Genomic DNA, 22709 nt, shown 5'->3' with positions numbered 1-22709 from the left:
TTTCGGCTCGTCGGTGCTTTCGGCGGAGGGACGACCATGCTGCCCGTCCTCGCGGACATCCTCGCCGTTGTCTGCCTTCCCGCGCTGCTCGCGGCCTGGCTGTTCGGGCGCGGTCGGGCGCGTGCCCAGGCGGTGCTCGCCGTCCGGAGCGAGGAGCTCGCCGCGCTCCGCACCGGCCGCGCCGAGCTGGAGCGCACCTCCTGCATGGACCCGTTGACCGGGGTCTGGAACTACCGCTACCTCCAGCTGGCGCTGGACCGGGAGATCGCCCGCTGCAAACGCCGTTCCGGCGAGCGCGTCCTCGCGGTCCTGCTGCTGGAGATCGAGGGCTTCGGCGACATCCGCCGCGAGCACGGCTACCAGCGGGCCGGCGCGGTGCTGCGCGACCTGGCCCAGCGGCTGGCGATGGAGGTGCGCGAGGAGGACGTCTTCGGCCGCTACGGCGGCGAGGAGTTCCTGGTGCTGCTCCCGGAGACGGACGAGCAGGGGGCCATGACCGTGGCCGACCGGCTGTCCTGGACGGTGCGGCGGCATCCGCTGGCGCTGCCCTCGGTCCCGGTCCACCAAAACGAGTGTGGAAGTCTCCCCGGGAACGGTCTGTCGGCCCGGGTCGGCATCGGCCTGCTGCCCAGGGACGGTTCGCATGCAGCGCTGTTGCTCAGGGCCGCTGACAAGTCTTTGACAGGGGAGAGATATCTGACGGACACAGTCCGGCAGCTAAAGTCGTCCGTATGACGAAAGCTCGTACGCGCCAGATCACCAAGGCGGTCATCCCCGCGGCAGGTCTCGGCACCCGCTTCCTGCCGGCCACCAAGGCGACTCCGAAGGAGATGCTGCCGGTGGTCGACAAGCCCGCGATCCAGTACGTCGTGGAGGAGGCGGCGTCGGCCGGGCTGACCGATGTGCTGATGATCACCGGGCGGAACAAGCGTCCGCTGGAGGACCACTTCGACCGGGCCTACGAGCTGGAGGAGCAGCTCGCGCGCAAGGGCGACCAGGCCAAGCTGGACCGCGTCCGCGAGTCCAGCGAGCTGGCCACCATGCACTACGTGCGCCAGGGCGACCCCAAGGGCCTGGGCCACGCGGTGCTCTGCGCGGAGCCGCACGTCGCGGACCAGCCCTTCGCGGTGCTGCTCGGCGACGACCTGATCGACCCGCGCGACCCGCTGCTGTCCAAGATGATCGACGTCCAGCGCGAGCTCGGCGGCAGCGTCGTGGCGCTGATCGAGGTCGACCCGGCGCTGGCCCACCTCTACGGCTGCGCCTCGATCCGTCCGGCGGAGTGGCACGGCTCACTCGGCGGCGACGAGGACATCGTCCGGATCACCGACCTGGTCGAGAAGCCCGCCCCCGGCGAGGCCCCGAGCAACTACGCCGTCATCGGCCGCTACGTGCTCGACCCGTCCGTCTTCGACGTGCTGCGCGACACGCCGCCCGGCAAGAACGGTGAGATCCAGCTCACCGACGCGCTCCGGGTCCTGTCCCAGCGCACGCCGGGCCGCGGCGGTCCGGTGCACGGCGTGATCTTCCGTGGTCGCCGCTACGACACCGGTGACAAGGGCGACTACCTGCGCGCCATCGTCCGGCTCGCCTGCGAGCGCGAGGACCTCGGTCCGGAGTTCCGCGCCTGGCTCAAGGAGTTCGTCGGCAGCGGCGAGCTGGACGGCAAGAGCGGCGGCGTCGAGCTCTGAGTCCGAGCGTGTCCTGGCCCGGGTCTGTGCCGTGAGCACGGCGCCCGGGCCGACGCGTGTCCGACGTGCCTCCGACGCGCGTCCGGCGGTCGGACGGTCCGGGGGTTGTCGGTGGCGACGAGTAGTGTCGACTGCGTCACATGGCCCGGCTGCGCGCCGGGCCCGCAGCACCGAACCGCAGCACCGAACCGCACCGCCACGGGGGAGCGCACCATGACCGACCACCAGCACCACGGCCACGACCAGGGGCATGCGCACGGCCGTGCGCACGACCACGGCCTCGGTCAGGACGGTGGTGCCGGGCTCGCGGAGGACCCGTGCGCGGCCGAGGCGGCGCCGGGCGCGGAGAAGTCCGGCGGCGGGCGGCTGTGGACGGTCGACGAGCACCTCGCCGACATCCTGGCGGCCGTCGCCCGGGTCGCGCCGCTGCCGCCGCTGGAGCTGCAGCTGCTGGAGGCCCAGGGCTGCCTGACCGTCGACGAGCTGGTCTCCGGCGTCGCGCTGCCGCCCTTCGACAACAGCTCGATGGACGGCTACGCCGTGCGCGTCGCCGACCTTGAGGGGGCGACCAAGGACTACCCCTCCGTGCTGGCTGTCGTCGGCGATGTCGCGGCGGGCGCCGCCGCGCTGCCGGTGATCGGTCCGGGCCAGTGCGCGCGGATCATGACGGGCGCGCCGATTCCGCCCGGCGCCGAGGCCGTCGTGCCGGTCGAGTGGACCGACGCGGGCACCGGCTCCGACAAGGCCGCCACCACCATGGCCCCCCAGGGCGGCGAGCCGGTCGCCACCGGCGGCGAAGTGCGGATCTTCCAGCCGGTCGAGTCCGGCGCGTTCGTCCGACGACGCGGTGACGACATCGCCGAGGGCCAGTCGCTGCTCCCGGCCGGCACCCGCCTCGGTCCGACGCAGATCGGCCTGCTCGCGGCAATCGGCCGGGACACGGTCCGGGTGCGCCCGCGTCCGCGCGTCGTGGTCCTCTCCACGGGTAGCGAGCTGGTCCAGCCGGGCTCGCGCGTCGGCCCCGGCCAGATCAGCGACTCCAACAGCTTCGCGCTGACCGCCGCCGCCCGGGACGCCGGAGCGATCGCCTACCGGGTGGGCGGCGTCCCCGACGACGCCGAGAAGCTGCGCGAGGTCATCGACGACCAGCTGATCCGCGCGGACCTCATCGTCACCAGCGGCGGCGTCAGCGTCGGGGCGTACGACGTGGTCAAGGAGGCGCTGGGGGAGCAGGTCTCCTTCCGCAAGCTGCGGATGCAGCCCGGAAAGCCGCAGGGTTTCGGCGTGCTGGAGGGCTCCGGCGGCCCGGTGCCGATCCTGGCCCTGCCAGGCAACCCGGTCAGCGCCTACCTCTCCTTCGAGCTCTTCGTCCGCCCGGCGATCCGGGCGATGCTGGGCGCGCCGGACATCCACCGGCCGGTGGTCACCGCACGGCTCACCGAGGGCCTCGGCTCGCCCACGGGTCGACGCCAGTTCGCGCGCGGCTCGTACGACCCGGTCGCGGGCACGGTGACGCCCGTCGGTGGCGCGGGCTCCCACCTGCTCGGCGCGCTCGCGCACGCCAACGCGCTGATCGTGGTCCCCGAGGACGCGACGTCCGTCGCGTCCGGCGCGGAGGTCGAGACCGTGCTGCTGGACTGACGGGCCCCGCCCTCCCGCTGGGGCACCTCCACTGATCCGACGATGCGGCGTTCCGTGGTCTCAGCGATACTCTGACGCCGCACCCGCCCGTCGCGATCGCAGGAGCACACAGTGACCACCAGCAATCCCGTCCCGTCAGGGTCCGGCCTGACCCATGTCGACGCATCGGGTGCGGCCAGGATGGTCGACGTGTCCGAGAAGGCCACCACGGCGCGCACCGCGCGGGCCACCGGTCGCGTCGCGGTCTCGTCCAGGGTCGTGGAGCTGCTCCGCGGTGAGGGTGTGCCCAAGGGTGACGCGCTCTCGGTCGCCCGGATCGCCGGGATCATGGGCGCCAAGCGCACGCCCGACCTGATCCCGCTCTGCCATCCGATCGCGGTCTCCGGCGTCACGGTGGAGCTGGAGGTCGCCGACGACGCCGTCGAGATCACGGCCACCGTGCGCACCGCCGACCGCACCGGCGTCGAGATGGAGGCGTTGACCGCCGTCGCCGTCGCCGGACTGACCGTGATCGACATGGTCAAGGCCGTCGACAAGGGCGCCCGGATCGAGGCGGTCCAGGTCGAGCAGAAGACCGGCGGCAAGAGCGGCGACTGGCGCCGCGAGGAGCTGGTCGACGGCCGGATCGCAGACGGGGGCACCGACGCGGGCGCGGGCGAGAGCGCTTCGGGGGAGCAGGAGGTGACGTCATGACAGAGCAGCGCCCGATCAAGGCCTTTGTGCTGACCGTCTCCAACCGCGCGTTTGCGGGCGTCTACGAGGACCGCGGCGGTCCGCTGATCGCGTCCGGGCTGGCCGGGCTCGGCTGCCGCGTGGTCGGCCCGGTGGTCGTCCCCGACGGCGACCCGGTCCTGATCGCCCTCCGCAAGGCGGCCGCCGACGGCTACGACGTCGTGGTGACCACGGGCGGCACGGGTCTGACGCCGCTGGACCTGACTCCGGAGATGACCGCGCAGGTCATCACCCGTCCAGTGCCCGGCATCGCCGAGGCGATCCGCGCCTACGGGCGGGAGAACGGCGTGCCGACGGCGGCGCTCTCGCGCGGGCTCTCCGGCCTGGCCGGAAGCACGCTGATCGTCAACCTTCCCGGCTCGCCCGGCGGCGTCAAGGACGGCCTGGCCGTGCTGGGCCCGCTGCTGGTCCACGCTGTCGACCAGATCGCCGGCGGTGACCACGCCCCGCACGGCGGCGCGCCGACCGCCGTCCCCTCGGCGCAGGAGCACGACAGGCAGGGGAACGGCAAGCAGGATCGCGGCGAGCGCGAGCACGACAGGCAGGAGCACGGCAGAGGAGGCCCGCACTGAACGCCTTCTGGCCGGTGGAACTGCAGGACGGGCCGATCGGGCTGCGTCCCATCCGCATGCGCGACCAGCGCTCCTGGCAGGAGGTCAGTCGACGCAACCGCGACTGGCTGCGCCGCTGGGAGGCCACCGTTCCGCCGACCCGCGCCGGACAGCCACCCGCGCTGCGCCCGACGTACCGTCAGATGGTGCGCTTCCTGCGCGGGGAGGCCCAGGCCGGGCGGATGCTGCCGTTCGTGGTCACCTACCAGGGCCGCCTGGTAGGGCAGTTGACCGTCGGTGGAATCACCTGGGGGTCGATGTGCTCGGCTAATATCGGCTACTGGATCGACGAGGCATATGCCGGTCGCGGCATCATCCCCACGGTGGTCGCGCTTTCCGTGGACCATTGCTTCGAGGCCATGGGGCTGCACCGCATCGAGGTGTGCATCCGGCCGGAGAACATCCCGAGCCGCCGTGTGGTCGAGAAGCTGGGCTTCCGCGAGGAGGGCCTGCGCCCGCGCTACCTGCACATCGACGGCGGCTGGCGGGACCACCTGGTCTACGCCCTCACCGTCGACGAGGTGCCCGAGGGAATGCTGGCACGTTGGCACCGGATTGAGAGTCACCATCCACATAAATAGGTCGATATGAAGAAGATTCAGCGACACACCGGTCGAAATAGCCGCCGGGCCGTCCCTCACGCCCGTACGGTGTGAAGCGTGAGCAGTAGCGGCCTCATTTACGCGGTCATTGTTGGGGCCTGGGCCGCGTATCTGGTCCCCATGTGGCTCCGCCGGCAGGACGAGCTCAACGAGGCGCGTCCGACGGAACGGTTCAGCACGGCCATCAGGCTGCTGTCGGGTCGCGCAGCGATGGAGCGGAAGATCTCCCGCCAGCTGGAGGAGACCCAGGCGCTCACCCCGCCCGCCGACCTCCTGGCCCAGCCGCCCGCGCCGCGCGGCGCGGAGGCCACCGCGCGCCCTGCGGCCATGCTTCCCACGCCTCCCGCGCCCGTCGCCGCTGCCACCGCCGCCGCCCCGGCGGGCGGCACCGCGTCGCGTCGGCGTGCGGCGCTGCTGGCGCGGCGTCGGCGCATGGTGATGGTGCTCTTCGCGGCGTTCACGATCGGCATGGTCCTGGCGGCGGTCGGCGGCGTCGCGCTGCTCTGGATCCCGGCGGTCCCGGCGGTGCTCTTCTCCCTCTACATCGCACAGATGCGTCGGCAGGAGCATCGCCGCTACGAGGTGAAGCTCGACCACCGTCTCGCTGCCGAGGCGGCCTCCCGCCGCGTGCAGGAGGCCCGCGTGCAGCACGCCCGCGGGCAGGAGGCGGAGACGATGGCGCATCCGCCGCCGTCCGCGCGGGCTGCGGCCGCTCCGGGCGAGGTGACCACGTCCGGCACGGGTTCGCTTGCTGCCTCGGCCGGCGCCGCTGCGGGAGCAGGTCAGGCGGCGACACCCGAGCCGTGGGCGGACGACGACCGGCCCGAGCACGCCTCGCCGTCGACGGGACGTCCGGGCGACGACGCCTGGAACCCGGTCCCGGTCCCGCTGCCCACCTACGTCACGGCCCCGGTCGCCCCGCGCGCCACCCTGGGCCTCGACCTCTCCGCGCCGGACACCTACTCCTCCGCCCGCGCACCCCGCCCCTCGGCCCAGCCCCCGGCCCCGCGCCGCCGCCCGGTCCAGCCCCCGGCCACCCCGCTCTTCGACCAGTACGCCGACGACGCCCCGCGCGCCGCCAACGAGTAGCCCGGTCACGAGTACCCCTCCGGACCTGCTAGAGTTTCTTCTCGTTGGGGCTGTGGCGCAGTCCGGTAGCGCACCTCGTTCGCATCGAGGGGGTCAGGGGTTCGAATCCCCTCAGCTCCACCCAACAGAGGCCCGGTCGGTTTATCCGACCGGGCCTCTGGCGTTGGAGCGGGCGGCGCGCTTGGTACGGGTGTGGCGTGGGTCACCGCCGCCACCAGGGATCTCGTCGCGCTACCATTTCTGATGCTCAGTCAGATGACTCGTGGATGCGGGTCAGCAGCATCATCAGCTGCTGGCGTTCGGTGGGGGAGAGTGGCGACAGTAGTTCGGCGTTGGCCTGTTCGGCCAGGGTGGCGCAGCGTTCCAGTGTGCGGGTGCCCTGCGGTGTGACCGTGACCGCGTTCTTGCGCCGGTCGCGCGGATCGGGTGAGCGGAGCAGGAGTCCGGCGTCCTCCAGGTGGTTGAGGAGGAGGACCACGTCCTTGGCGTCGATGCCCAGGCGGCGGACGAGGTCCGCCTGCGCCACCGGTCCGTACTCGGAGACCGCGGCGAGTACCGCGTGGTGCGGGAGTTTCAGGCCCTCTGTGGCGATCGCCTCGGCGACCAGGCTCCGGCCGCGAGCCGCGACGCGACCGGCGAGCCAGCTGGGCAGGGACTGGATGTGCTGCAGGGCGTGCAGCGGCTCGGGGGCGGTCATGGGTGCAGGATATCCGGAGACCGTTGGACATCCCAATGAATCCCGCCTAGGGTGAGATTCATTGGGAGTCCCAATGGTTGGGTGGGAAGCCCGGGAAACCGGAGGTGCGTGCATGCGTCGCGTTCGCTATGAGGTCAACGGTGGCCCCGAGGTGCTCTTCGTCGAGCAGGCCGAGGTCCCCGAGCCCGGCCCCGCTGAGCTGCTCGTGCGGGCCGAGGCGATCGGGGTCACGCTGCCCGCCGTGCGCAAGGTGCGCGAGGGCGCCGAGCCCGGGCCGCTCGGCGGGGAGGTGGCCGGGGCGGTGGCCGCCGTCGGCGAAGGCGTAGTCGGGTTCGCGGTGGGCGACCGTGTCACGGGCCTGTGCTTCGCGCACGCCTACGCCGAGTTCGCCCTGCTCCACCAGGCGATGGCCTCCCACGTCCCCGACCGGGCGACAGCGGTCGATGCCGTGGCGTTGGTGCGCAGTGGCCTGGTCGCGCGTGGTGCCTACGAGGCGGGGCATCCGGTGACCGGCGACTCCGTCCTGGTCACGGCGGCGGCGAGCGCCGTCGGAACACTCGCCCTGCAGTACGCGAAGGCGGGTGGGGCCTCCCGAGTGGTCGCGGCCGTCAGCAGCCCGGACAAGGCAGCGTTCGTCCGGGCCCTGGGCGCCGACGAGGTGGTGCTGTACGGGGACGAGTCGTGGGGCGACCCCGTCGACGTTGTGCTCGACGGGGTCGGCGGTGAACTTCTCGGCCCGGCCGTGCGGGCGCTCGGGCAGGACGGTCGTCTGGTCGCCTTCAGCTCAGGTGGCGGCACTGTCGAGGCGTACGAACTGCTGGTCCGGGGCGCGTCCGTGATCGGGTTCCAGATGGCGGCGATCGCGCGCGGCAGGCCGGAGCTGTACGCGCGCTGGCGCGACGAGCTCTGGGAGCGCCACCGGAGCGGGGCGCTGCAGCCCCGCGTGCACGCGGAGATCCCGCTTGCGGAGGCTGGGCGCTCCCACGAGATCATCGAGTCCCGCCGCAACCTCGGCAAGGTCGTCCTGGTCACCGACGCCACCGAAATCACCGACGCCACCGACGCCACTGACGCCACTGACGCCAGCGACATCACCGACGTCATCGACCGGCCTCACGGCTCCTGAGTAGGCACCCCGATCGGGTTCTGGCGCGGTGGGATGCCCTGCGCGCGCAGCAGCTGGACCGGCTCCGCGAGTTGCGCGAGCAGTCGGTCCACAGCCTGTGGATAGACCGGGCGCAGCAGCCGGGCGGCCAGGCGGTCGGTCGCCTCCTCGACGGCGTCGCGCTCGGCGCGACCCTGCGCGGTGGCCCGCGCCTGCTCGTCCACCAGGCCGCGTGAGCGCAGGCGTTCGGCGGCGTCGGCCCACTCGTCCTCGGTCCAGCCGCGGTCCGCGCGCATGGTTTCCGCCGGGACCCGGTCCGTGGCTACAGCCAGGACCAGGGACTCGATCCCGTCCAACCCGTGGTCGGCGAGCGCCGCCAGATGAGCGTCGCCGCGGAACTCCCGGAGTGAGGTGGTCAGTTGCCACAGCCGCTCGACCGGATCGTCGAACCGCCGACTCAGCGGCTGGTTCGCCGCGAAGAGCGGGCGGGCGAGCGTCGGCGCGTCAGCGACCATCGCCGTCAGCGGTGCCGTCGGCGCGGCCAGTTCGTCTGCCAGGCTCTCGATGCCCGGAACCACGCGCCGCAGCGCTGCGGCGCCGGCTCTGGCCCGCACCTCCACGGCACGCTCGGGCGGAACCACCTCCCACGCGGCAGGGAGTGCCCGTTGGACCTGGCGCGGCGCGAAGGCCCCGAGCACCGAGCCGGCGACCGCCGGGCCGACCGGGCCCAACGGTCCGACGCGCATCGCGAAGTAGCCCATCCAGAAGCCCTTGAGGCCCATGGTCCGGCCCAGCGAGCGGCACGCGGGGTCGAAGTAGACGACGGCGTGCAGGGGTTCGGTCCGCAGCCACAGCGTGCGGGCGAGGGACGGCGACATGCTCGTGACGCTACCGTCGGCGGGGGCGTCCGGGCGGCACGAAAGGATTTCTGGCCCGGTGTCACATCCGAGCGGTCGTCACCGCGGTCCGCGCCCACGCCTACGCGCACATCCCGTACCCGCTGGTCTACGCCGTTCCGGTCGCGGCAGCCCTGGTGCTGAGGGCGGCCTGAGGGGTGCGGTCGGTGGGCAATGCGGGACCATCGTCCCCATGGCCGAGCCGCAGACGCAGTCCCAGCCGCAGACGCGGTCCCAGGCGCACTCCCAACGCACGACGTTCCAGGTCCGCCGGGTCACCCCCGGTGAGTGGCGCGAGCTTCGCGCGCTGCGACTGGAGGCGCTCGACGACGCCCCGTCGGCGTTCAGCACCACCCGTGCCGCGAGTTTGGACCTCCCCGATACGGCCTGGCAGGCCCAGACCGTATCGGGGGCTTCCGCCCGGTCCGCGGCGCTCTTCGTCGCTGTCGACCCGGGCGGGGCCTGGTTGGGCATGGCGGGAGCGGCGCCCCTCCCGGACGTCGAGGACCACGCCCAGGTCCACGGCGTCTACGTGACCCCCGCGCACCGTGGCCCGCACGGCCCGGCGGCCGAGCTGGTGGCGGCGGCGATCGACTTCGCCCGCCGCCACATCGCCGTCGGTCACCTGACGTTGGGCGTCCACGAGGCCAACGTCCGTGCCCAGGCCTTCTATCGACGCGTCGGCTTCGAGCCGACGGGTCTGCGCGTCCCGTACGTGCTGAACCCGGAGGAGCAGCTGGTCATCCTCCGCTACCCGAAGTTCCGGGACGGAACGGACTGACGGGGGCGGTCTGACGGCACGGACTGACGGGGCGGTCCGACGCTGCGGTCCGGCACTCAGCCGAACGATGCCGCGCGGTGCACGATCTCGCCCCCCACCGTGGACAGTTCGACGTGGGTGTCGAGGATCTCGCGCGGGTCGGCGATCGCGAAGAGGTCGCGGGAGAGCAGGACCAGGTCCGCGTGCTTGCCCGGAGTGAGGGAGCCGAGACGGTCGTCCAGGTGGTTGGCCCAGGCGCTGCCCATGGTGTAGCCGTGGATGGCCGTGGTCAGGTCGACGGTCTCCTCCGGCATCCAGGCCGGGCCGCCGGTGAGGCCCTGGCGGGTGATCGCGGTGTAGATGCCGACCATCGGGTCCATCTCGGCGACGTTCCAGTCGCTGGAGAAGGCGAGCCGGGTGCCCGCGCGGTGGAGGCTCCGCATCGGCCAGGCCTTGGTCCAGCGCTCCTTGCCCACCGCCTCGGCCCAGTCCTGGCCGGGACCGGCGATGTCGGGCGCGCAGTGACGCGGCTGCATGCAGGCCACGACGCCGAGTTGGGCGAAACGCGGCAGGTCCGCCGGGTCCAGGCACTCGACGTGGACGACCTGGTGGCGGGAGTCGCGCGTGCCGTTGACGGTGCGCGCGTGCTCGAAGGCGTCCAGCACCGTGCGGATGCCGCGGTCGCCGGTGGCGTGCACGAAGAGCTGGAACCCGAGCGCGTCCAACTCGGCGACGGTGTCGGCGAACTCCTGCGGCGGGTAGAAGGTCTCGCCGCGGTGGTGGGCGTGCCCGGCGTAGGGCTCCAGCAGCGCGGCCGTGTGCGGCTCGACGACGTCGTCGATGTAGAGCTTGAGCGCGCGGACCCGCATCCGGTCGTCGGCGTGGTGGTGAGCCGCCGAGAGGAACTCCGCCAGGTCGCCCTGGGTGGTGCCGCGCGGGTGGAAGAGCGCGGCGACGAGGCGGGAGCGCAGCCGGCCCTCGGCGGTGGCCCGCTCGAACAGCGCCAGGTCGTCGAGGGAGTTCTGCGGCTCCACCACCGTGGTGATGCCGAAGCGTGCGGCCATGTCCAGGCTGCCGCACAGCCGTTGGTACTGCCGGTCCGGATGCGCCCAGGGGACGCCCGCGGCCTGGAGCGCCCGGTGGCCGTCGCGGGACAGGCCGCGGACGGCGAAGTCGGTGAGGAATCCGGTGGGTTCGCCGGTCGCCGGATCCTTCTGCACGGTGCCGTAGGGCGTCCGGTCGACCGAGGCGTCGATGCCGAGGTGGCGCAGGGCCGCCGTGTTGAGCCAGGCGGTGTGGACGTCGTAGCTCAGCACCAGGGCCGGACGGTCGCCGGTGAACCGGTCCAGGTCCGCCGCGGTGGGCATGCGGCCGTCGGGGATCGCGGAGTAGTCGAAGGCCTCGGCCTCCACCCAGGCCGCGTCCGGGTGCGCGTCCAGCCAGGCGGTGATCCGCGCGCCGATCTCCTCCAGCGTGCGGGCGCCTGCCAGTTGGACGCAGGCGGAGTCCGAGCCGAGGCGGACGTGGTTGTGCGCGTCGACGAAGCCCGGCAGCAGCAGCCGGCCCGCGGCGTCGACGACCTCGGTCGCCGGTCCGCGCAGGTGGGACCAGTCGGCCTCGTCACCGACCCAGGCGATGACGCCGTCGCGCACGGCCAGGGCCTGGGCACGGGGGAGCGCAGGGTCGACGGTGTGGACGTGGGCGTTGTGGATGATCAGGTCGGCGGGCGCTGCGCTGTCGTTCACTGGTTCTCCGAGCTGAGGGCCGGGGCTTCGGCCGGTGCGGTGTCGGGGGAGGCGTCGGGGTCCGCGGTGGCCTCCGGAGTGGCATCGGTGCGCTGGTCGGCGGGCAGGCTGAGCTGCCAGTGGGTGGCGTGGCGCGGGCGCAGGTAGAGCAGCCAGTAGAGCGCGCCGACCGCGAGGACGATGCCGGTGATCGTGAGGTCGTGGGCGGTCTGCTGCGTCAGCACGTACGCCAGGGCGACCGTGGTGATCAGCGGCGGGATCGGCCACAGCGGCATCCGCCAGGCCTGGGTGGCCCGGTGGCGCCGGGTCCGGGCGGCGAGGGCGGCGACACCGAGCAGCAGGTAGATGACGGCGACGACTACGCCCGTGAAGCCGAGCAGCGAGTTGATGTTGACGGCAAGCGCGAGCACCACACCGGGCAGACCGATCCCGAGGGTGGCGACCCACGGCGAGCCCCAGCGCGGGTGGATCCGGCCGAGCGCGCGGTTGACCGGGTCGGGCCAGGTGCGGTCGCGCGCGGAGGCGAAGAGCACGCGGCCGTTCTGGAGCACCATCACGATGACCGCGTTGAGGATGGCCGCGGCGACGCAGAGGCTGACGAAGGTCCCGACGCCGCTGCCCGCCCAGGAGGTCACGATCGCGATCAGGTCCCCGGAGGCGAGCTGGTCGGGCGAGCTGACGCCCAGGCAGATCGCGGCCACCGGAATGGTGATGACGACCACGCCCGCGAACAGCGACCACAGGACGGTCCGGGACACGGTACGGCGCGGCTCGACCAGGTCCTCGGAGAGGTAGATGGCGGTCCCGAACCCGTTGTACGTGAAGAGGGCGACGGCGAGGCCGGAGACCAGTAGCCCGACGGTCAGCGGCGAGGTGTGGCCGTGGCCGTCGGGGACGACGGCGTGCAGCAGCGACGAGACCGGTTGCCGCGCGTGGGCGAAGCCCAGCACGCTGACGACGGCTGCGGCGAGCATCTCGATGCCGAGGAAGATGCCGGTGATCAGGGCGTTCGACTTGATGTCCAGCACGCCGACCAGCACCGAGATCAGCATCACCGCGCCGCCCGCGTACCGCGGGTCGACATGGACGACGGCGCCGATGTAGTCGGACGTGCCCAGCGCGATGATCGGCGGGATGACGATCAGCGAGACGATCGAGATGACGAAGACCAGCCAGCCCGTCATCCGGCCCAGCAACTGACCGACGATCGAGTACTCACCGCCGGCGCTCGGCACCAGGGTGCCCAACTCGGCGTAGCAGAGGCCGACTCCGAGCGACAGCACGGCCGCGATCAGCAGTGCCTCGACGGTGCCGCTGCCCAGTGAGGTCAGCAGCGGTGGCACGACGATGAAGAGCGAGGACGCCGGGGTGACGCAGGAGAGCGTGAGCATCACCGCGCCGAAGACGCCGAGCGAGCGCGGCAGCTCGGCGGTGCGGACCGGATCGGTGGAGGAGGAGGCGGGAGTGGGTGAGGGCGCGGCCATCGGGCACCGACTTTCAGCGGGCGGACGCAGTGTGGGGGTCCGGCCATTGAAAGCCAGGTGAAAAGATGGCGTCAATATGACTGAGATAACTAATCGCAGTGCATTGCGCCAGCTTCAGGCGATTCATTTGCTGTTTATGGGTTGGGACGTCAATCCGCCGGTCGGAGCGGCGAAACGTGCGTGTAGTCCTCCTTGACGATGTCCAGGTGGACCCAGGACTCGGACCGGTTGACCCCCTCCAGCCCCTGCAGCCGGTCCAGGGTGGCGAGCAGCCGGGCGCGGTCCGGCGCGTCGACCCCGCAGACCAGATCGAACCGCCCGTGGCCGGACATCACGAAGTTGACGCCCGCAAGGGCCGAGGCGGCCTCGGCGACCGGCGCGACCGGTCCGCCGACCCCGAGCCCGATCCCGGCGGCCTCGCGGACGCCGATCGCCGCCGACGCGACCAGGCCGGTCACGTGCACCGCACCCGCGTCCAGCATCCGCAGCACCCGGGCGCGGGTGGCCGCCTGGGAGAGCCCGATCCGCGCCGCCAGGTCGGCGTAGCTGCTGCGACCGTCGCGCTGGAGCAGGGCCAGCAGCATCCGGTCCCGGTCGTCCAGCTCCAGCGGGCCGTGCAGCGACGGCCTCGGCACGGCGGGCGAATAGGCGTCCCTGACCAGCTCCGTGCAGCGGAAGACCTCGATGCCGTGGACGCCGGGAGCCGCACGGAACAGCGCGAGCTCCGTCTCCAGCGCTGCGGTGTCGCGGACGCGCACGTCGGCGACCAGATGGCGGCGGCCCGCCGTCCGGGACAGGAACATCACCGCGCCGCGTCCGGCCAGCGACCGCGCCGCGGCGCTGCTGTCGCCGACGACCTCCACGGAGACGTGGGCCAGCGTGCGCAGGCCGAGCACCTCCGGCGCGACGATGCCGACGACCCGGACCTCACGCCGTTCCAGCAGCCGCTGCACGCGGGCCCGGGCCGCCTCGCGGGAGATGCCGACTGCCGTCGCCAGGTCCTGGAAGGAGGTGCGCCCGTCCCGTTGCAGCACCGCGACCAGGGCGGCATCGGTGGCGTCGAACATCGCGGGCTCCCGGGCAGTCGGTGGACGAGGCGTCGGCTCACCGTAGCCCGGCGGCCCAGGAGCGGAGGCGGTCGAGGTCAGGCTCGCGCAGCCCCACGCCCGGGTCGATGCGCAGCAGCAGCGCCGGGGCCGGATGGTGGACGGCCACCCAGGTCTCGTCGGCCGTGGTCACCTCGTCGTCGATCCAGGCGAACGGGCGACCGGCCGCCGCCGCGACGACCTCCGGGGTCTTCCAGAAGAGGGGGCCGGGCTCGCCGATCAGCGTGCCCTCCCAGGTGATCCAGGGGAGCGGAGGCAGCCCGATCAGGGGCGCGACGAAGCCGTTGGCGTCCTCCTCCCAGGTGGATGCCCAGACCAACTCGTAGGGTAGGGCGGACAGTTGTGCGCCATGGGTGGGGTCGAGCCAGACCGGGAGCGGTCGTGGCTGTGCCCCGGGGCGGTCCCACGTTTCGAGCCGGGCCCGTTCCATCGCCTCCCAGCGCGGGGGCATCAGGTGATGTTCCTGATACCCCGTCGGGAGGTGGTCCGGCATGGCCGCGTAGGGGTTCAACGGGCCGTCGATGTCCAGGTAGAGGAGCGGCTTCCGCCGCTCATCGGCCCGGCGAGCGGCCCGGGTCACGAGCCCGAGCTCGAGCTCGCGTCGTCGTCCTCGCCCGTGACGACGGGCAGGTCGGACGGCAGGCCCCACTCGCTCCACGACCCGTCGTAGACGGTCAGTTCGGACGCTCGGCCCAGCCCGGCGACGGTGGCCCCGAGCGCGAGCACGCAGGCGGTGACCCCGGAGCCGCAGCTGAAGAGCAGCCGCGACGGCACCGCGCCGAACCGGGACCGGAGCTCGTCCGGCGGGAGAAGGCGGCCGGTGGCGTCCTGGAGGGTGGTGAACGGCAGGTTCCGCGCACCGGGCATATGGCCGCCGCGCAGGCCCGGCCGGGGTTCCGGCGCCTCGCCGGTGTAGCGCTCGTGCGCCCGCGCATCCAGTACCGCCGCCGACGGGTCGGTCAGGGCGGCCAGCACCGCCCGGCTGTCGACGAACATCCCGGGGCGCGGGTCGGCGGTGAACGTGCCGGGCAGGGCGGGCGGCTGAGGTTCCGTCTGCTGCGTCTGCTCGGGCAGGCCCGCCGCGGACCAGGCGGGCAGGCCGCCGTCGAGGACCGCGACACGGTCGAAGCCGACCGCGCGCAGCATCCACCAGGCGCGGGCGGACGAGTAGATGCCCGCGTTGTCGTGGACGACGACCGTGCTCGACGCGTTCAGCCCCAAGGCGCGCAGCTCCCGCGCCAACTCCTCGGCACCGGGCATGGTGTGCGGCAGCGGACTGCTCCGGTCGGACATCGGCCCGTCCAGGTCGAAGAGCCGCGCGCCCGGAATCGCGGGCAGCTCGCGCCGGTGCCCGCCCACGCTCGCGTCGAGCACCAGCAGGCCGGCGCTGCCGAGCCGCTCCGCCAGCCACTCGACGCTGACCAGCGGTCCCGGAGGTTCCAGGGGCAAGGACATACGCTTCGCCTCTCGGTTCGTCGCGTGCGCGTGCGGTACGGGAGCCGTCGGGACCCTACGGCTCGGAAATAACCGCCAGGGCGTCGACCTCGACCCGGAACCCAGGGTGCACCAGCGCGCATGTCCTGACGTCCTATCGCTCCGGGTCCCACTCCACAAGCCGACCGATGACGCCCTGGTCGTCGTCGATCTTCACGGAGTCGAACGGAATGCGGTCGTAGAAGGCCAGGAGCAGCTCGTTGGCTGCCCCCTCGATGGAGCCGACGACCGCCTCCGCCGTGGCGTCGGCGGTGCCTGCGGCGTCGAGGCGGGCGAGCCGGGAGCCGTCGGCGTCGAGCCAGTGGCGCCAGGAGCGGCCCTCGGTGGCGTGGTAGCCGACGACGGCCGGCTCGTGCGGCCAGGCCTCCGTCGTGGTGCAGAAGGTGAGGAGGAACTCCTCGACGCCGTCGAGCGCGATCTGCTCCGGCACCGGCTGCGCGGCGCCCACGGTGAGCTGGGCGTCGTAGGTGTGGACGGCGATCTCGTGGAGCTGGCGTCGGGCGGCGCCGGCGCAGGTCAGCGGCAGCTGTGACTTGCCCCACGAGCCCCAGCAACCGCGATCCGGGCCGGCCTCGCGCAGTGCGTCGAGCAGCAGCTGCGTCGACTCGGCCAGCCAGGCCTGCAGCGCCTCGGGCTCGCGGGGCGCGGTCGCGTCGCCCAGCGGATCGGCCTTGTCGGTGGCGTCAGGCCCGGCCTGGACGGTGGCGGCCCAGGCACGGCGTCCCTCGCCCACGTGCTGCACCAGATCGAACAGCGTCCACTCGGGGCAGGTCGGCACCTGCACGTCGAGGCTGGGCGCGGCGGCGATCGCGGCGCGGAAGGCGGCCGACCGGTCGTCGATCAGCTGCAGCAGGACGGGGAACTCCAGAGTCTCTTCCACGGCGGATGTTTACCACTCTGCTCCGACAGTCCGACATCGGTTTTCCCAGCTGCCGCGGTTCGGCCGGGACAGGGGTGAACCTCTGGTGAACGGGTGTCTCTTACCCCTTCCTCATTCTGTCGTGGACAATCGGTGTCGTGACGTCGACTGTTCTGCTGGCCGAGGACGACCGGGCCATCCGTGATTCGCTGGACCGCCTGCTGACGCTGGAGGGGTACCAGGTGACTCCGGTGTCCGACGGCATCGAGGCGTTGGCCTCGGTGCACAAGCAACGCCCGGACGTGGTGGTGCTGGACGTCATGATGCCCGGAATCGACGGACTCGCCGTCTGCCGGGTCCTCCGTGCGGAGGGCGACAACGTGCCGATCCTGATGCTGACGGCGCGCGTGGAGACCTCCGACCGGGTCGCCGGTCTGGACGCGGGCGCGGACGACTACATGGTCAAGCCCTTCGAGGCGGAGGAGCTGCTGGCCCGGCTCCGCGCGCTGCTCCGGCGCGCCGCCGCGCCCGCGGTGACCTCGGAGGACAACGGGTCCGAGGCCGAGGGGATCCTGGCCGGGCACGACCTGATCGAGGTGGACGACCTCAAGATCGACTCGACCGCCCGCCGGGTGTGGCGCGGCGGCGAGGAGATCCAGCTCTCGCGCACCGAGTACGACCTGCTGGAGCTGCTGGCCCGCAACGCCGGCATCGTGCTGGACCACAGCACGGTCTACGACCGGATCTGGGGTTACGACTTCGGTCCGGGCTCGAAGAACCTGGCCGTCTACATCGGCTACCTGCGCCGCAAGCTGGACACGCCCGAGCGCACGCCGCTGATCCACACCGTCCGCGGGGTGGGCTACACGCTGCGCGAGCCGTAAGGCTCAGGGATGAACTGCCGTAAGGTCCAGGGATGAACTGGGTGCGGGCCGACGTCGGCCTGAGGGTCCGCTTCGCCGTCGCCTTCGCGGCGCTGGCGGCGCTCGTCGCGGTGCTGGTCGGGGCGCTCGGCTACAGCTCCGCCGCGGCGCTGATCCGCAACGACCGGGCGAAGGAGTTCTCGCAGTCGCTCGCCACGCTCAAGAGCGACGTCGGATCGATGACGCTCAACGCGAACGACTTCCTCGCCAAGGAGGAGAGCAAGGACCAGCTCTCCGACCAGGTGACCCAGTCCGGTGACATCGGCATCCAGGTCCTGGGCAACGGTGGCGAGGTGCTGCAGTGGGGCAAGCCGGACCCGCTCCCGGTCAACAAGGAGGACAAGGAGCTCGCCGGCGCCCACCAGCCCGGCCGGAGCCGTGACATCACCGAGTTCACCGGCGGCGACCGCTACCGGGTGGTCACTGTCTCGCTGGGCGGCGGACGCGGCGCGGTGATGATCTCCGAGCGGCTCAGCGCCACGGACGCGCTGCTCGACTCCCTGATGCTGCGCATCGCGCTGCTGGCCGGTGCGGTGATCGTGGCGGCCGGTGCCGCGGGCTGGTGGGTGGCCGGCCGGATCACGCGGCGCCTGGTGCGCCTGACCGCGACCGCCGAGCAGGTCGCGATCACCGGGGAGTTGTCGCTCGACGTGCCGCAGCGGGGCCGGGACGAGATCGGACGACTGGCCCGCGCCTTCGAGGACATGCTCGGCAGACTGGCCCGCTCCAAGGACGACCAGCGGCGGCTCGTCCAGGACGCGGGCCACGAGCTGCGCACCCCGCTGACCTCGCTGCGTACCAACATCGCCGCGCTGCGCCGGATGGACCGGCTCTCCCCGGCGTCGAGGGCCGCGCTGCTGGACGATCTGGAGACCGAGACGCGGGAGCTGACGGTCCTGGTCAACGAGTTGGTGGAGCTGGCCAACGACCGCCGCAGCACCGAGCAGCCCACCGGGACCGAGCTCGACGAACTGGCCGAGCGGGTCGCCGACCTGACGCGCCGTCGGACCGGGCGCGAGATCGTGGTGGACGCGCTTCCGGTGGTGCGCACGGTTCGTCCGCAGGCGCTGCAGCGCGCGCTGACCAACCTGGTGGAGAACGCGGCCAAGTTCTCCGGCGGACCCGAGGAGATCCTGGTCGTGGTCCGCGCCGACCGAATCAGCGTCCTGGACCGCGGTCCGGGCATCGCCCAGGAGGATCTGGACCGGATCTTCGACCGGTTCTACCGGGCCACCGCCGCACGGAGTCTGCCCGGCTCGGGTCTGGGGCTCTCCATCGTCCGCGAGGTGGTCGAGGAGCACGGCGGCGAGGTCTTCGCCCGCAACCGGGTCGGCGGCGGCGCGGAGATCGGCTTCACCCTGCGCGAGCCCCAGCCCGCCCCTGTGGTGCTCGGTCGCCCGGATCTGCCGACCCTCGGGCTGCGGGCCCGACACGCGGAGAACAAATCGGACAAATCAGGAGTAGCTCGGTAGATTCCCTGGAGGCACCAACGCCTGGACGCTGGGAAGGAACCTCTGTGAGCAACCTCATCGCCGTCGCGTACCCCGATGTGGCCACCGCCGAGCACGTGCGCAACAAGCTGATCGAGCTGCAGAAGCAGAAGCTGATCAAGGTGGAGGACGCCGTCGTCGTCGAGCGTCGCCCCGACGGCAAGGTCAAGCTCCACCAGGCCGTCAGCACCACGGGCGCGGGCGCCGCGGGCGGTGCCCTGTGGGGCGGCCTGATCGGTCTCCTCTTCTTCATGCCGTTCCTCGGCGCGGCCATCGGCGGCGCGACCGGCGCGGCGGTCGGCTCGGCCCGGGACTTCGGCGTCGACGACGACTTCATGCGCCAGGTCGGTCAGCACCTGACCCCGGGCTCAGCGGCCGTCTTCACCCTGGTCAGCGACGCCGTCACGGAGAAGGTCCTGCCGGAGCTCGCTCCCTTCGGCGGCCGGCTGATCCAGACCTCCCTCAGCCCGGCCGACGAGGAGCACCTCAAGGAGGCCGTGGCCGCCGCCCGGTCCACGGCCGACGCCTGACCGCTCGGACTCCTCGCGCCGACACGCACGTCCGCCCGGCCCGCTTCAGGCAGCCGTCTGTCCAGCTGTGGCCGCTTCCTGTGCCGACCTGTCGACTGACGGACCCACCGATGTACCGACCTATCGACTGACCGAATCGAAGCGACCGAGAATTCCTCGATGGCAGCGACCGCCGCCCGGACGACCCCCGCACCCGACGCCGCCCAACAGCCCCGTTCCCGCCGCTGGGTCGAACTGGCCCTGGTGCTGGTCGCCGTGGCGATCTCCGCGTACGGGTACGCCGACGTCGGCTACGACATCGACGGCATGGTCCCGTCGGACACGGTGAAGTACGCGGTGGGCCTCGGCGTGCTCGCGCTGGCGGCCCATCTGGTCGTCCGGTTCCGGGCCCGCTACGCCGACCCGCTGCTGCTGCCGATCGCGGTCCTGCTCAACGGCCTTGGCCTGGTGGTCATCTACCGGCTGGACCGGGCCACGCCCGGCAGCGCCTCCGCGCCCACCCAACTGGTCTGGTCGGCCATCGGGGTGCTCTGCTTCATCGGTGTCGTCCTGCTGCTGCGTGACTACCGGGTGCTGCAGCGCTACGCCTACGTGCTGGCCTTCGCCACGCTGTTGCTGATGATCGTTCCGATCTTCCTGCCCGCGGTCTACGGGGCGAAGATCTGGATCAAGATCGGTCCGCTCTCGTTCCAGCCGGGGGAGATCGCCAAGATCGCGCTGGCGATCTTCTTCGCCGCCTACCTGGCCGTCGCCCGGGACGCGCTGGCGCTGACGGGCCGCAAGGTGTGGAAGCTGGAACTGCCGCGGGGCCGCAACCTCGGCCCGATCGTGCTGATCTGGCTGGCCAGCGCGGCGATCCTCTTCCTGGAGCAGGACCTGGGCACGCTGCTGCTCTTCTTCGGCCTCTTCGTGGTCATGCTCTATGTGGCGACCGGCCGGATCGGCTGGATCGCGGTCGGCCTGGTGCTGGTCGGGCTCGCGGTCGTGCCGGTGGCGCTCTGGGAGCCACATGTGCACGTCCGCTTCGTCGACTGGCTCAACCCGATGCGGACCATCCAACAGGGCCAGGGGCCCAGCCAGTTGGCACAGTCGATGTTCGCCTTCGCGGCCGGTGGCCTGCTCGGCACGGGGCTGGGCCTCGGCCATTCCTACCTGATCGGCTTCGCGATGAAGTCCGACTGGATCCTGGCGACCTTCGGCGAGGAGCTCGGCCTGGTCGGCCTGGCCGCGCTGCTGCTGCTCTACGCGATCCTGGTCGTCCGCGGCTACCGGACCGGGCGGCTGTTGTGGGACCCGTTCGGGCGGCTGCTCGCGATCGGCCTGGCGACGCTGCTGGCGCTGCAGGTCTTCGTGGTCGCGGGCGGGGTGACGGACCTGATCCCGCTGACCGGGATGACCATGCCGTTTCTGGCGCAGGGCGGTTCGTCGCTGGTCACCAACTGGATCCTGATCGCCCTGCTGATCCGGCTGAGCGACGCCGCCCGCCGCCCGGAGGCGCCGGTCGCCCCGCTGGAGCTCGACGAGATCGAGGAGATCCAGGAGGCCCTGGAGAGCCGGCAGTCCAGGTGGCCCAGGTGGGCCCGCAGACCTGGGCGGGACGCGTCGGAACCGGACGAGTCGGAATCGGACGGGACGGAACCGGATGAGCCGGACGACGAGGGCCCGGACGGCGAGGAGACACAGGGGGTGCCGCAGGTATGAGCAGTAACCCCACACCCGCCCCCGAAGGGCAGCCGTCACCACCGCGGGGAGCGGTCCGGCTGTCGCTGAGCCGGACCGGTCGTCGGGCGGGCCTGTTCTGCCTGGTGCTGATCCTGGCCCTGCTGGTCAACATGACCCGGCTTCAGGTCTTCCAGGCCAAGTCGCTGAACGACAACACCGCCAACCAGCGCAGCATCATCGCCCGTTACGGCCAGCCGCGCGGCGACATCTACGTCGCCGGCAGACGCGTCACCGGGTCCACGGCGACCGGCGGGCTCTACGACTACCAGCGCACCTACGCCAACGGCCCGCTCTACGCGCCCGTGACCGGCTTCTCCTCGCAGACGTACGGCAACACGCTGCTGGAGGGGGTCGAGGACGACGTGCTCACCGGTCAGGACAGCCGGTTGTCCACCAACGCGCTGTGGGACCAGATCTCCCGGACCAAGGTGCCGGGCGGGAACGTCTTCACCACCATCAACCCCCAGGCGCAGCAGGCCGCCTTCCAGGGGCTGGGCAACAAGCGCGGCGCCGTCGCCGCCGTCGACCCGGCGACCGGGCGGATCCTGGCGCTGGCCAGCACACCCTCCTACGACCCCAACGGCCTGACCGGCGCGGGCCAGTCCACGGTCAACGACTGGACCACGCTCAACGCGGACAGCACCGCGCCGATGCTGAACCGCGCGCTGCGGCAGACCTATCCGCCCGGTTCGACCTTCAAGGTGGTCACGCTCGCGGCGGCGCTGCAGAACGGTCTCTACAGCGGCATCAACGTGCCGACGAACTCGCCCGATCCGTGGACCCCGAACGACACGAACCACGCGATCACCAACGAGAACCCCGGCCTGCCATGTGGCAACGCCACCCTCGACTACGCGTTGGAGGTCTCCTGCAACACCGTCTTCGCCAAGGTCGGCGCCGATGTCGGCGAGGCGGACATGGTGAAGACGGCGGAGGCCTTCGGGTTCAACCAGAACGACCAGACGATTCCCGTCGGTGTGGTGAAGAGCAACTTCGACACCGGCCTGACCAGCCAGGCCTTCCTCGCGCTCTCCTCGATCGGCCAGTACGACACGGCCGCCACGCCGTTGCAGATGGCGGAGGTCGCGGCGGCCGTCGCGAACAACGGGACGCTGATGCAGCCCCGGCTGCTGGACCGGATCACCCGCGGCAACGGCACGACCGTCCAGACCTTCGGCGACCAGAAGTTCAGCCAGCCGGTCTCGCCGCAGGTGGCGTCCGAGATCCAGCAGGCCATGGTGGACGTGGTCGCCTCGGGCACCGGGACCAACGCACAGATCCCGGGCGTCGTCGTCGGCGGCAAGACCGGGACGGCGCAGAACGGCGTCGGCAACTCCGGTACGCCCTACGCTTGGTTCATCTCCTATGCCAAGCCGACCCCGTCCTCGCCCTCGCCGGTCGCGGTGGCCGTGGTGATCGAGGACGGCAACGCCAACCGAGCGGACATCAGCGGCGGCGGCCTGGCGGCCCCGATCGCCAAGGCCGTGATGCAGGCGGTCCTGGGCGGCTGATCGTCCGCACCGCTGATCGTC

At 72.0% G+C, this 22709-nt stretch carries 21 protein-coding genes, 1 tRNA gene and 1 pseudogene; 15 read left to right on the top strand and 8 right to left on the bottom strand.

The features are described from left to right. Positions 1-36: 36 nt before the first annotated feature. The 8 genes and pseudogenes from ABH928_RS03035 (at position 37) to ABH928_RS03000 (ending at position 6486) form a co-directional block, all read left to right on the top strand. Positions 37-735 (top strand): GGDEF domain-containing protein, encoded by a 699-nt coding sequence (locus ABH928_RS03035; protein WP_370061591.1) that lies wholly within the window; start codon positions 37-39, stop codon positions 733-735. After that, a complete protein-coding gene (locus tag ABH928_RS03030) occupies positions 732-1691 on the top strand; it encodes a UTP--glucose-1-phosphate uridylyltransferase (protein ID WP_370061589.1) in 960 nt (319 codons plus the stop codon). Before ABH928_RS03035 ends, ABH928_RS03030 begins: the two co-directional genes overlap by 4 nt. 213 nt (positions 1692-1904) lie before the next feature. Then, positions 1905-3332 (top strand): gephyrin-like molybdotransferase Glp, encoded by a 1428-nt coding sequence (gene glp / locus ABH928_RS03025; RefSeq protein WP_370061587.1) that lies wholly within the window; start codon positions 1905-1907, stop codon positions 3330-3332. 180 nt (positions 3333-3512) lie between these two features. Beyond that, positions 3513-3935, top strand: a pseudogene (gene moaC, locus ABH928_RS03020) (cyclic pyranopterin monophosphate synthase MoaC); the annotation flags it as partial. Between the two features lie 86 nt (positions 3936-4021). After that, entirely contained in the window at positions 4022-4636 is a 615-nt protein-coding gene (locus ABH928_RS03015; protein WP_370061585.1) for a molybdenum cofactor biosynthesis protein B, read from the top strand. Continuing rightward, entirely contained in the window at positions 4633-5256 is a 624-nt protein-coding gene (locus ABH928_RS03010; RefSeq protein ID WP_370061893.1) for a GNAT family N-acetyltransferase, read from the top strand. The genes ABH928_RS03015 and ABH928_RS03010 overlap by 4 nt, the downstream gene beginning before the upstream one ends. Positions 5257-5334: 78 nt before the next feature. Then, positions 5335-6366 carry a hypothetical protein gene (locus ABH928_RS03005; RefSeq protein WP_370061583.1) on the top strand — a complete coding sequence of 344 codons (1032 nt, stop codon included), beginning with the start codon at positions 5335-5337 and terminating at the stop codon, positions 6364-6366. Between the two features lie 46 nt (positions 6367-6412). Next, positions 6413-6486 (top strand) — tRNA-Ala (locus ABH928_RS03000). A gap of 127 nt (positions 6487-6613) precedes the next feature. Here ABH928_RS03000 and ABH928_RS02995 read toward each other — a convergent pair. Next, a complete protein-coding gene (locus tag ABH928_RS02995) occupies positions 6614-7063 on the bottom strand; it encodes a MarR family winged helix-turn-helix transcriptional regulator (protein WP_370061581.1) in 450 nt (149 codons plus the stop codon). Between the two features lie 112 nt (positions 7064-7175). Here ABH928_RS02995 and ABH928_RS02990 point away from each other — a divergent pair, with 112 nt between their 5' ends. Continuing rightward, complete coding sequence (locus ABH928_RS02990) at positions 7176-8189, top strand: zinc-binding alcohol dehydrogenase family protein (protein WP_370061579.1); 1014 nt, start codon at positions 7176-7178, stop codon at positions 8187-8189. Here the strand turns inward: ABH928_RS02990 and ABH928_RS02985 are convergent. Then, positions 8177-9046 (bottom strand): hypothetical protein, encoded by an 870-nt coding sequence (locus ABH928_RS02985; RefSeq protein ID WP_370061577.1) that lies wholly within the window; start codon positions 9044-9046, stop codon positions 8177-8179. The two genes, ABH928_RS02990 and ABH928_RS02985, sit on opposite strands and share 13 nt — an antisense overlap. A 211-nt stretch (positions 9047-9257) precedes the next feature. Here ABH928_RS02985 and ABH928_RS02980 point away from each other — a divergent pair, with 211 nt between their 5' ends. Next, positions 9258-9845, top strand: a complete 588-nt coding sequence (locus tag ABH928_RS02980; RefSeq protein WP_370061575.1) for a GNAT family N-acetyltransferase — start codon at positions 9258-9260, stop codon at positions 9843-9845. 56 nt (positions 9846-9901) lie between these two features. Here the strand turns inward: ABH928_RS02980 and ABH928_RS02975 are convergent, their stop codons facing one another. The 6 genes from ABH928_RS02975 to ABH928_RS02950 all read right to left on the bottom strand — a co-directional run bounded on the left by ABH928_RS02975 (position 9902) and on the right by ABH928_RS02950 (position 16533). Next, a complete protein-coding gene (locus ABH928_RS02975) occupies positions 9902-11569 on the bottom strand; it encodes an amidohydrolase (protein WP_370061573.1) in 1668 nt (555 codons plus the stop codon). Beyond that, complete coding sequence (locus ABH928_RS02970; RefSeq protein ID WP_370061571.1) at positions 11566-13053, bottom strand: APC family permease; 1488 nt, start codon at positions 13051-13053, stop codon at positions 11566-11568. Before ABH928_RS02970 ends, ABH928_RS02975 begins: the two co-directional genes overlap by 4 nt. 149 nt (positions 13054-13202) lie before the next feature. Next, entirely contained in the window at positions 13203-14120 is a 918-nt protein-coding gene (locus tag ABH928_RS02965) for an Lrp/AsnC family transcriptional regulator (RefSeq protein ID WP_370061569.1), read from the bottom strand. A gap of 37 nt (positions 14121-14157) precedes the next feature. Next, positions 14158-14652: a hypothetical protein gene (locus ABH928_RS02960; protein ID WP_370061891.1), complete on the bottom strand. Its 495-nt coding sequence runs from the start codon at positions 14650-14652 to the stop codon at positions 14158-14160. An 83-nt stretch (positions 14653-14735) separates the two neighbouring features. Next, positions 14736-15614 (bottom strand): sulfurtransferase, encoded by an 879-nt coding sequence (locus ABH928_RS02955; protein ID WP_370061567.1) that lies wholly within the window; start codon positions 15612-15614, stop codon positions 14736-14738. A gap of 133 nt (positions 15615-15747) precedes the next feature. After that, on the bottom strand, positions 15748-16533 hold the full coding sequence (locus ABH928_RS02950) for a maleylpyruvate isomerase family mycothiol-dependent enzyme (protein ID WP_370061565.1): 786 nt from the start codon (positions 16531-16533) through the stop codon (positions 15748-15750). A gap of 137 nt (positions 16534-16670) precedes the next feature. On the opposite strand from ABH928_RS02950, the gene ABH928_RS02945 reads away from it, so the two are divergent. From ABH928_RS02945 to ABH928_RS02925, 5 genes are all read left to right on the top strand, one after another. After that, positions 16671-17396, top strand: coding sequence for a response regulator transcription factor (locus ABH928_RS02945; RefSeq protein WP_370061563.1), 726 nt, complete (start codon positions 16671-16673; stop codon positions 17394-17396). A 32-nt stretch (positions 17397-17428) separates the two neighbouring features. After that, positions 17429-18907, top strand: coding sequence for an ATP-binding protein (locus ABH928_RS02940; RefSeq protein ID WP_370061561.1), 1479 nt, complete (start codon positions 17429-17431; stop codon positions 18905-18907). Positions 18908-18951: 44 nt separating this feature from the next. Beyond that, positions 18952-19455 (top strand): DUF1269 domain-containing protein, encoded by a 504-nt coding sequence (locus ABH928_RS02935; RefSeq protein ID WP_370061559.1) that lies wholly within the window; start codon positions 18952-18954, stop codon positions 19453-19455. A gap of 159 nt (positions 19456-19614) precedes the next feature. Next, entirely contained in the window at positions 19615-21156 is a 1542-nt protein-coding gene (locus ABH928_RS02930) for an FtsW/RodA/SpoVE family cell cycle protein (RefSeq protein ID WP_370061557.1), read from the top strand. Further along, positions 21153-22688, top strand: coding sequence for a peptidoglycan D,D-transpeptidase FtsI family protein (locus ABH928_RS02925; protein ID WP_370061555.1), 1536 nt, complete (start codon positions 21153-21155; stop codon positions 22686-22688). Before ABH928_RS02930 ends, ABH928_RS02925 begins: the two co-directional genes overlap by 4 nt. Positions 22689-22709 lie beyond the last annotated feature (21 nt).

Source organism: Streptacidiphilus sp. MAP5-3, from assembly GCF_041262505.1.
Lineage (GTDB): Bacteria > Actinomycetota > Actinomycetes > Streptomycetales > Streptomycetaceae > Streptacidiphilus.
This window is presented reverse-complemented; position numbering and strand designations above follow the sequence as displayed.

What these genes read in the sequence shown, in the direction of transcription:
- ABH928_RS03035 (WP_370061591.1), top strand. Translation starts at nt 37, where the DNA reads ATGCTGCCCGTCCTCGCGGACATCCTCGCCGTTGTCTGCCTTCCCGCG.
- ABH928_RS03030 (WP_370061589.1), top strand. Translation starts at nt 732, where the DNA reads ATGACGAAAGCTCGTACGCGCCAGATCACCAAGGCGGTCATCCCCGCG.
- glp (WP_370061587.1), top strand. Translation starts at nt 1,905, where the DNA reads ATGACCGACCACCAGCACCACGGCCACGACCAGGGGCATGCGCACGGC.
- ABH928_RS03015 (WP_370061585.1), top strand. Translation starts at nt 4,022, where the DNA reads ATGACAGAGCAGCGCCCGATCAAGGCCTTTGTGCTGACCGTCTCCAAC.
- ABH928_RS02995 (WP_370061581.1), bottom strand. Translation starts at nt 7,063, where the DNA reads ATGACCGCCCCCGAGCCGCTGCACGCCCTGCAGCACATCCAGTCCCTG.
- ABH928_RS02990 (WP_370061579.1), top strand. Translation starts at nt 7,176, where the DNA reads ATGCGTCGCGTTCGCTATGAGGTCAACGGTGGCCCCGAGGTGCTCTTC.
- ABH928_RS02985 (WP_370061577.1), bottom strand. Translation starts at nt 9,046, where the DNA reads ATGTCGCCGTCCCTCGCCCGCACGCTGTGGCTGCGGACCGAACCCCTG.
- ABH928_RS02980 (WP_370061575.1), top strand. Translation starts at nt 9,258, where the DNA reads ATGGCCGAGCCGCAGACGCAGTCCCAGCCGCAGACGCGGTCCCAGGCG.
- ABH928_RS02970 (WP_370061571.1), bottom strand. Translation starts at nt 13,053, where the DNA reads ATGGCCGCGCCCTCACCCACTCCCGCCTCCTCCTCCACCGATCCGGTC.
- ABH928_RS02965 (WP_370061569.1), bottom strand. Translation starts at nt 14,120, where the DNA reads ATGTTCGACGCCACCGATGCCGCCCTGGTCGCGGTGCTGCAACGGGAC.
- ABH928_RS02960 (WP_370061891.1), bottom strand. Translation starts at nt 14,652, where the DNA reads ATGCCGGACCACCTCCCGACGGGGTATCAGGAACATCACCTGATGCCC.
- ABH928_RS02955 (WP_370061567.1), bottom strand. Translation starts at nt 15,614, where the DNA reads ATGTCCTTGCCCCTGGAACCTCCGGGACCGCTGGTCAGCGTCGAGTGG.
- ABH928_RS02940 (WP_370061561.1), top strand. Translation starts at nt 17,429, where the DNA reads ATGAACTGGGTGCGGGCCGACGTCGGCCTGAGGGTCCGCTTCGCCGTC.
- ABH928_RS02930 (WP_370061557.1), top strand. Translation starts at nt 19,615, where the DNA reads ATGGCAGCGACCGCCGCCCGGACGACCCCCGCACCCGACGCCGCCCAA.
- ABH928_RS02925 (WP_370061555.1), top strand. Translation starts at nt 21,153, where the DNA reads ATGAGCAGTAACCCCACACCCGCCCCCGAAGGGCAGCCGTCACCACCG.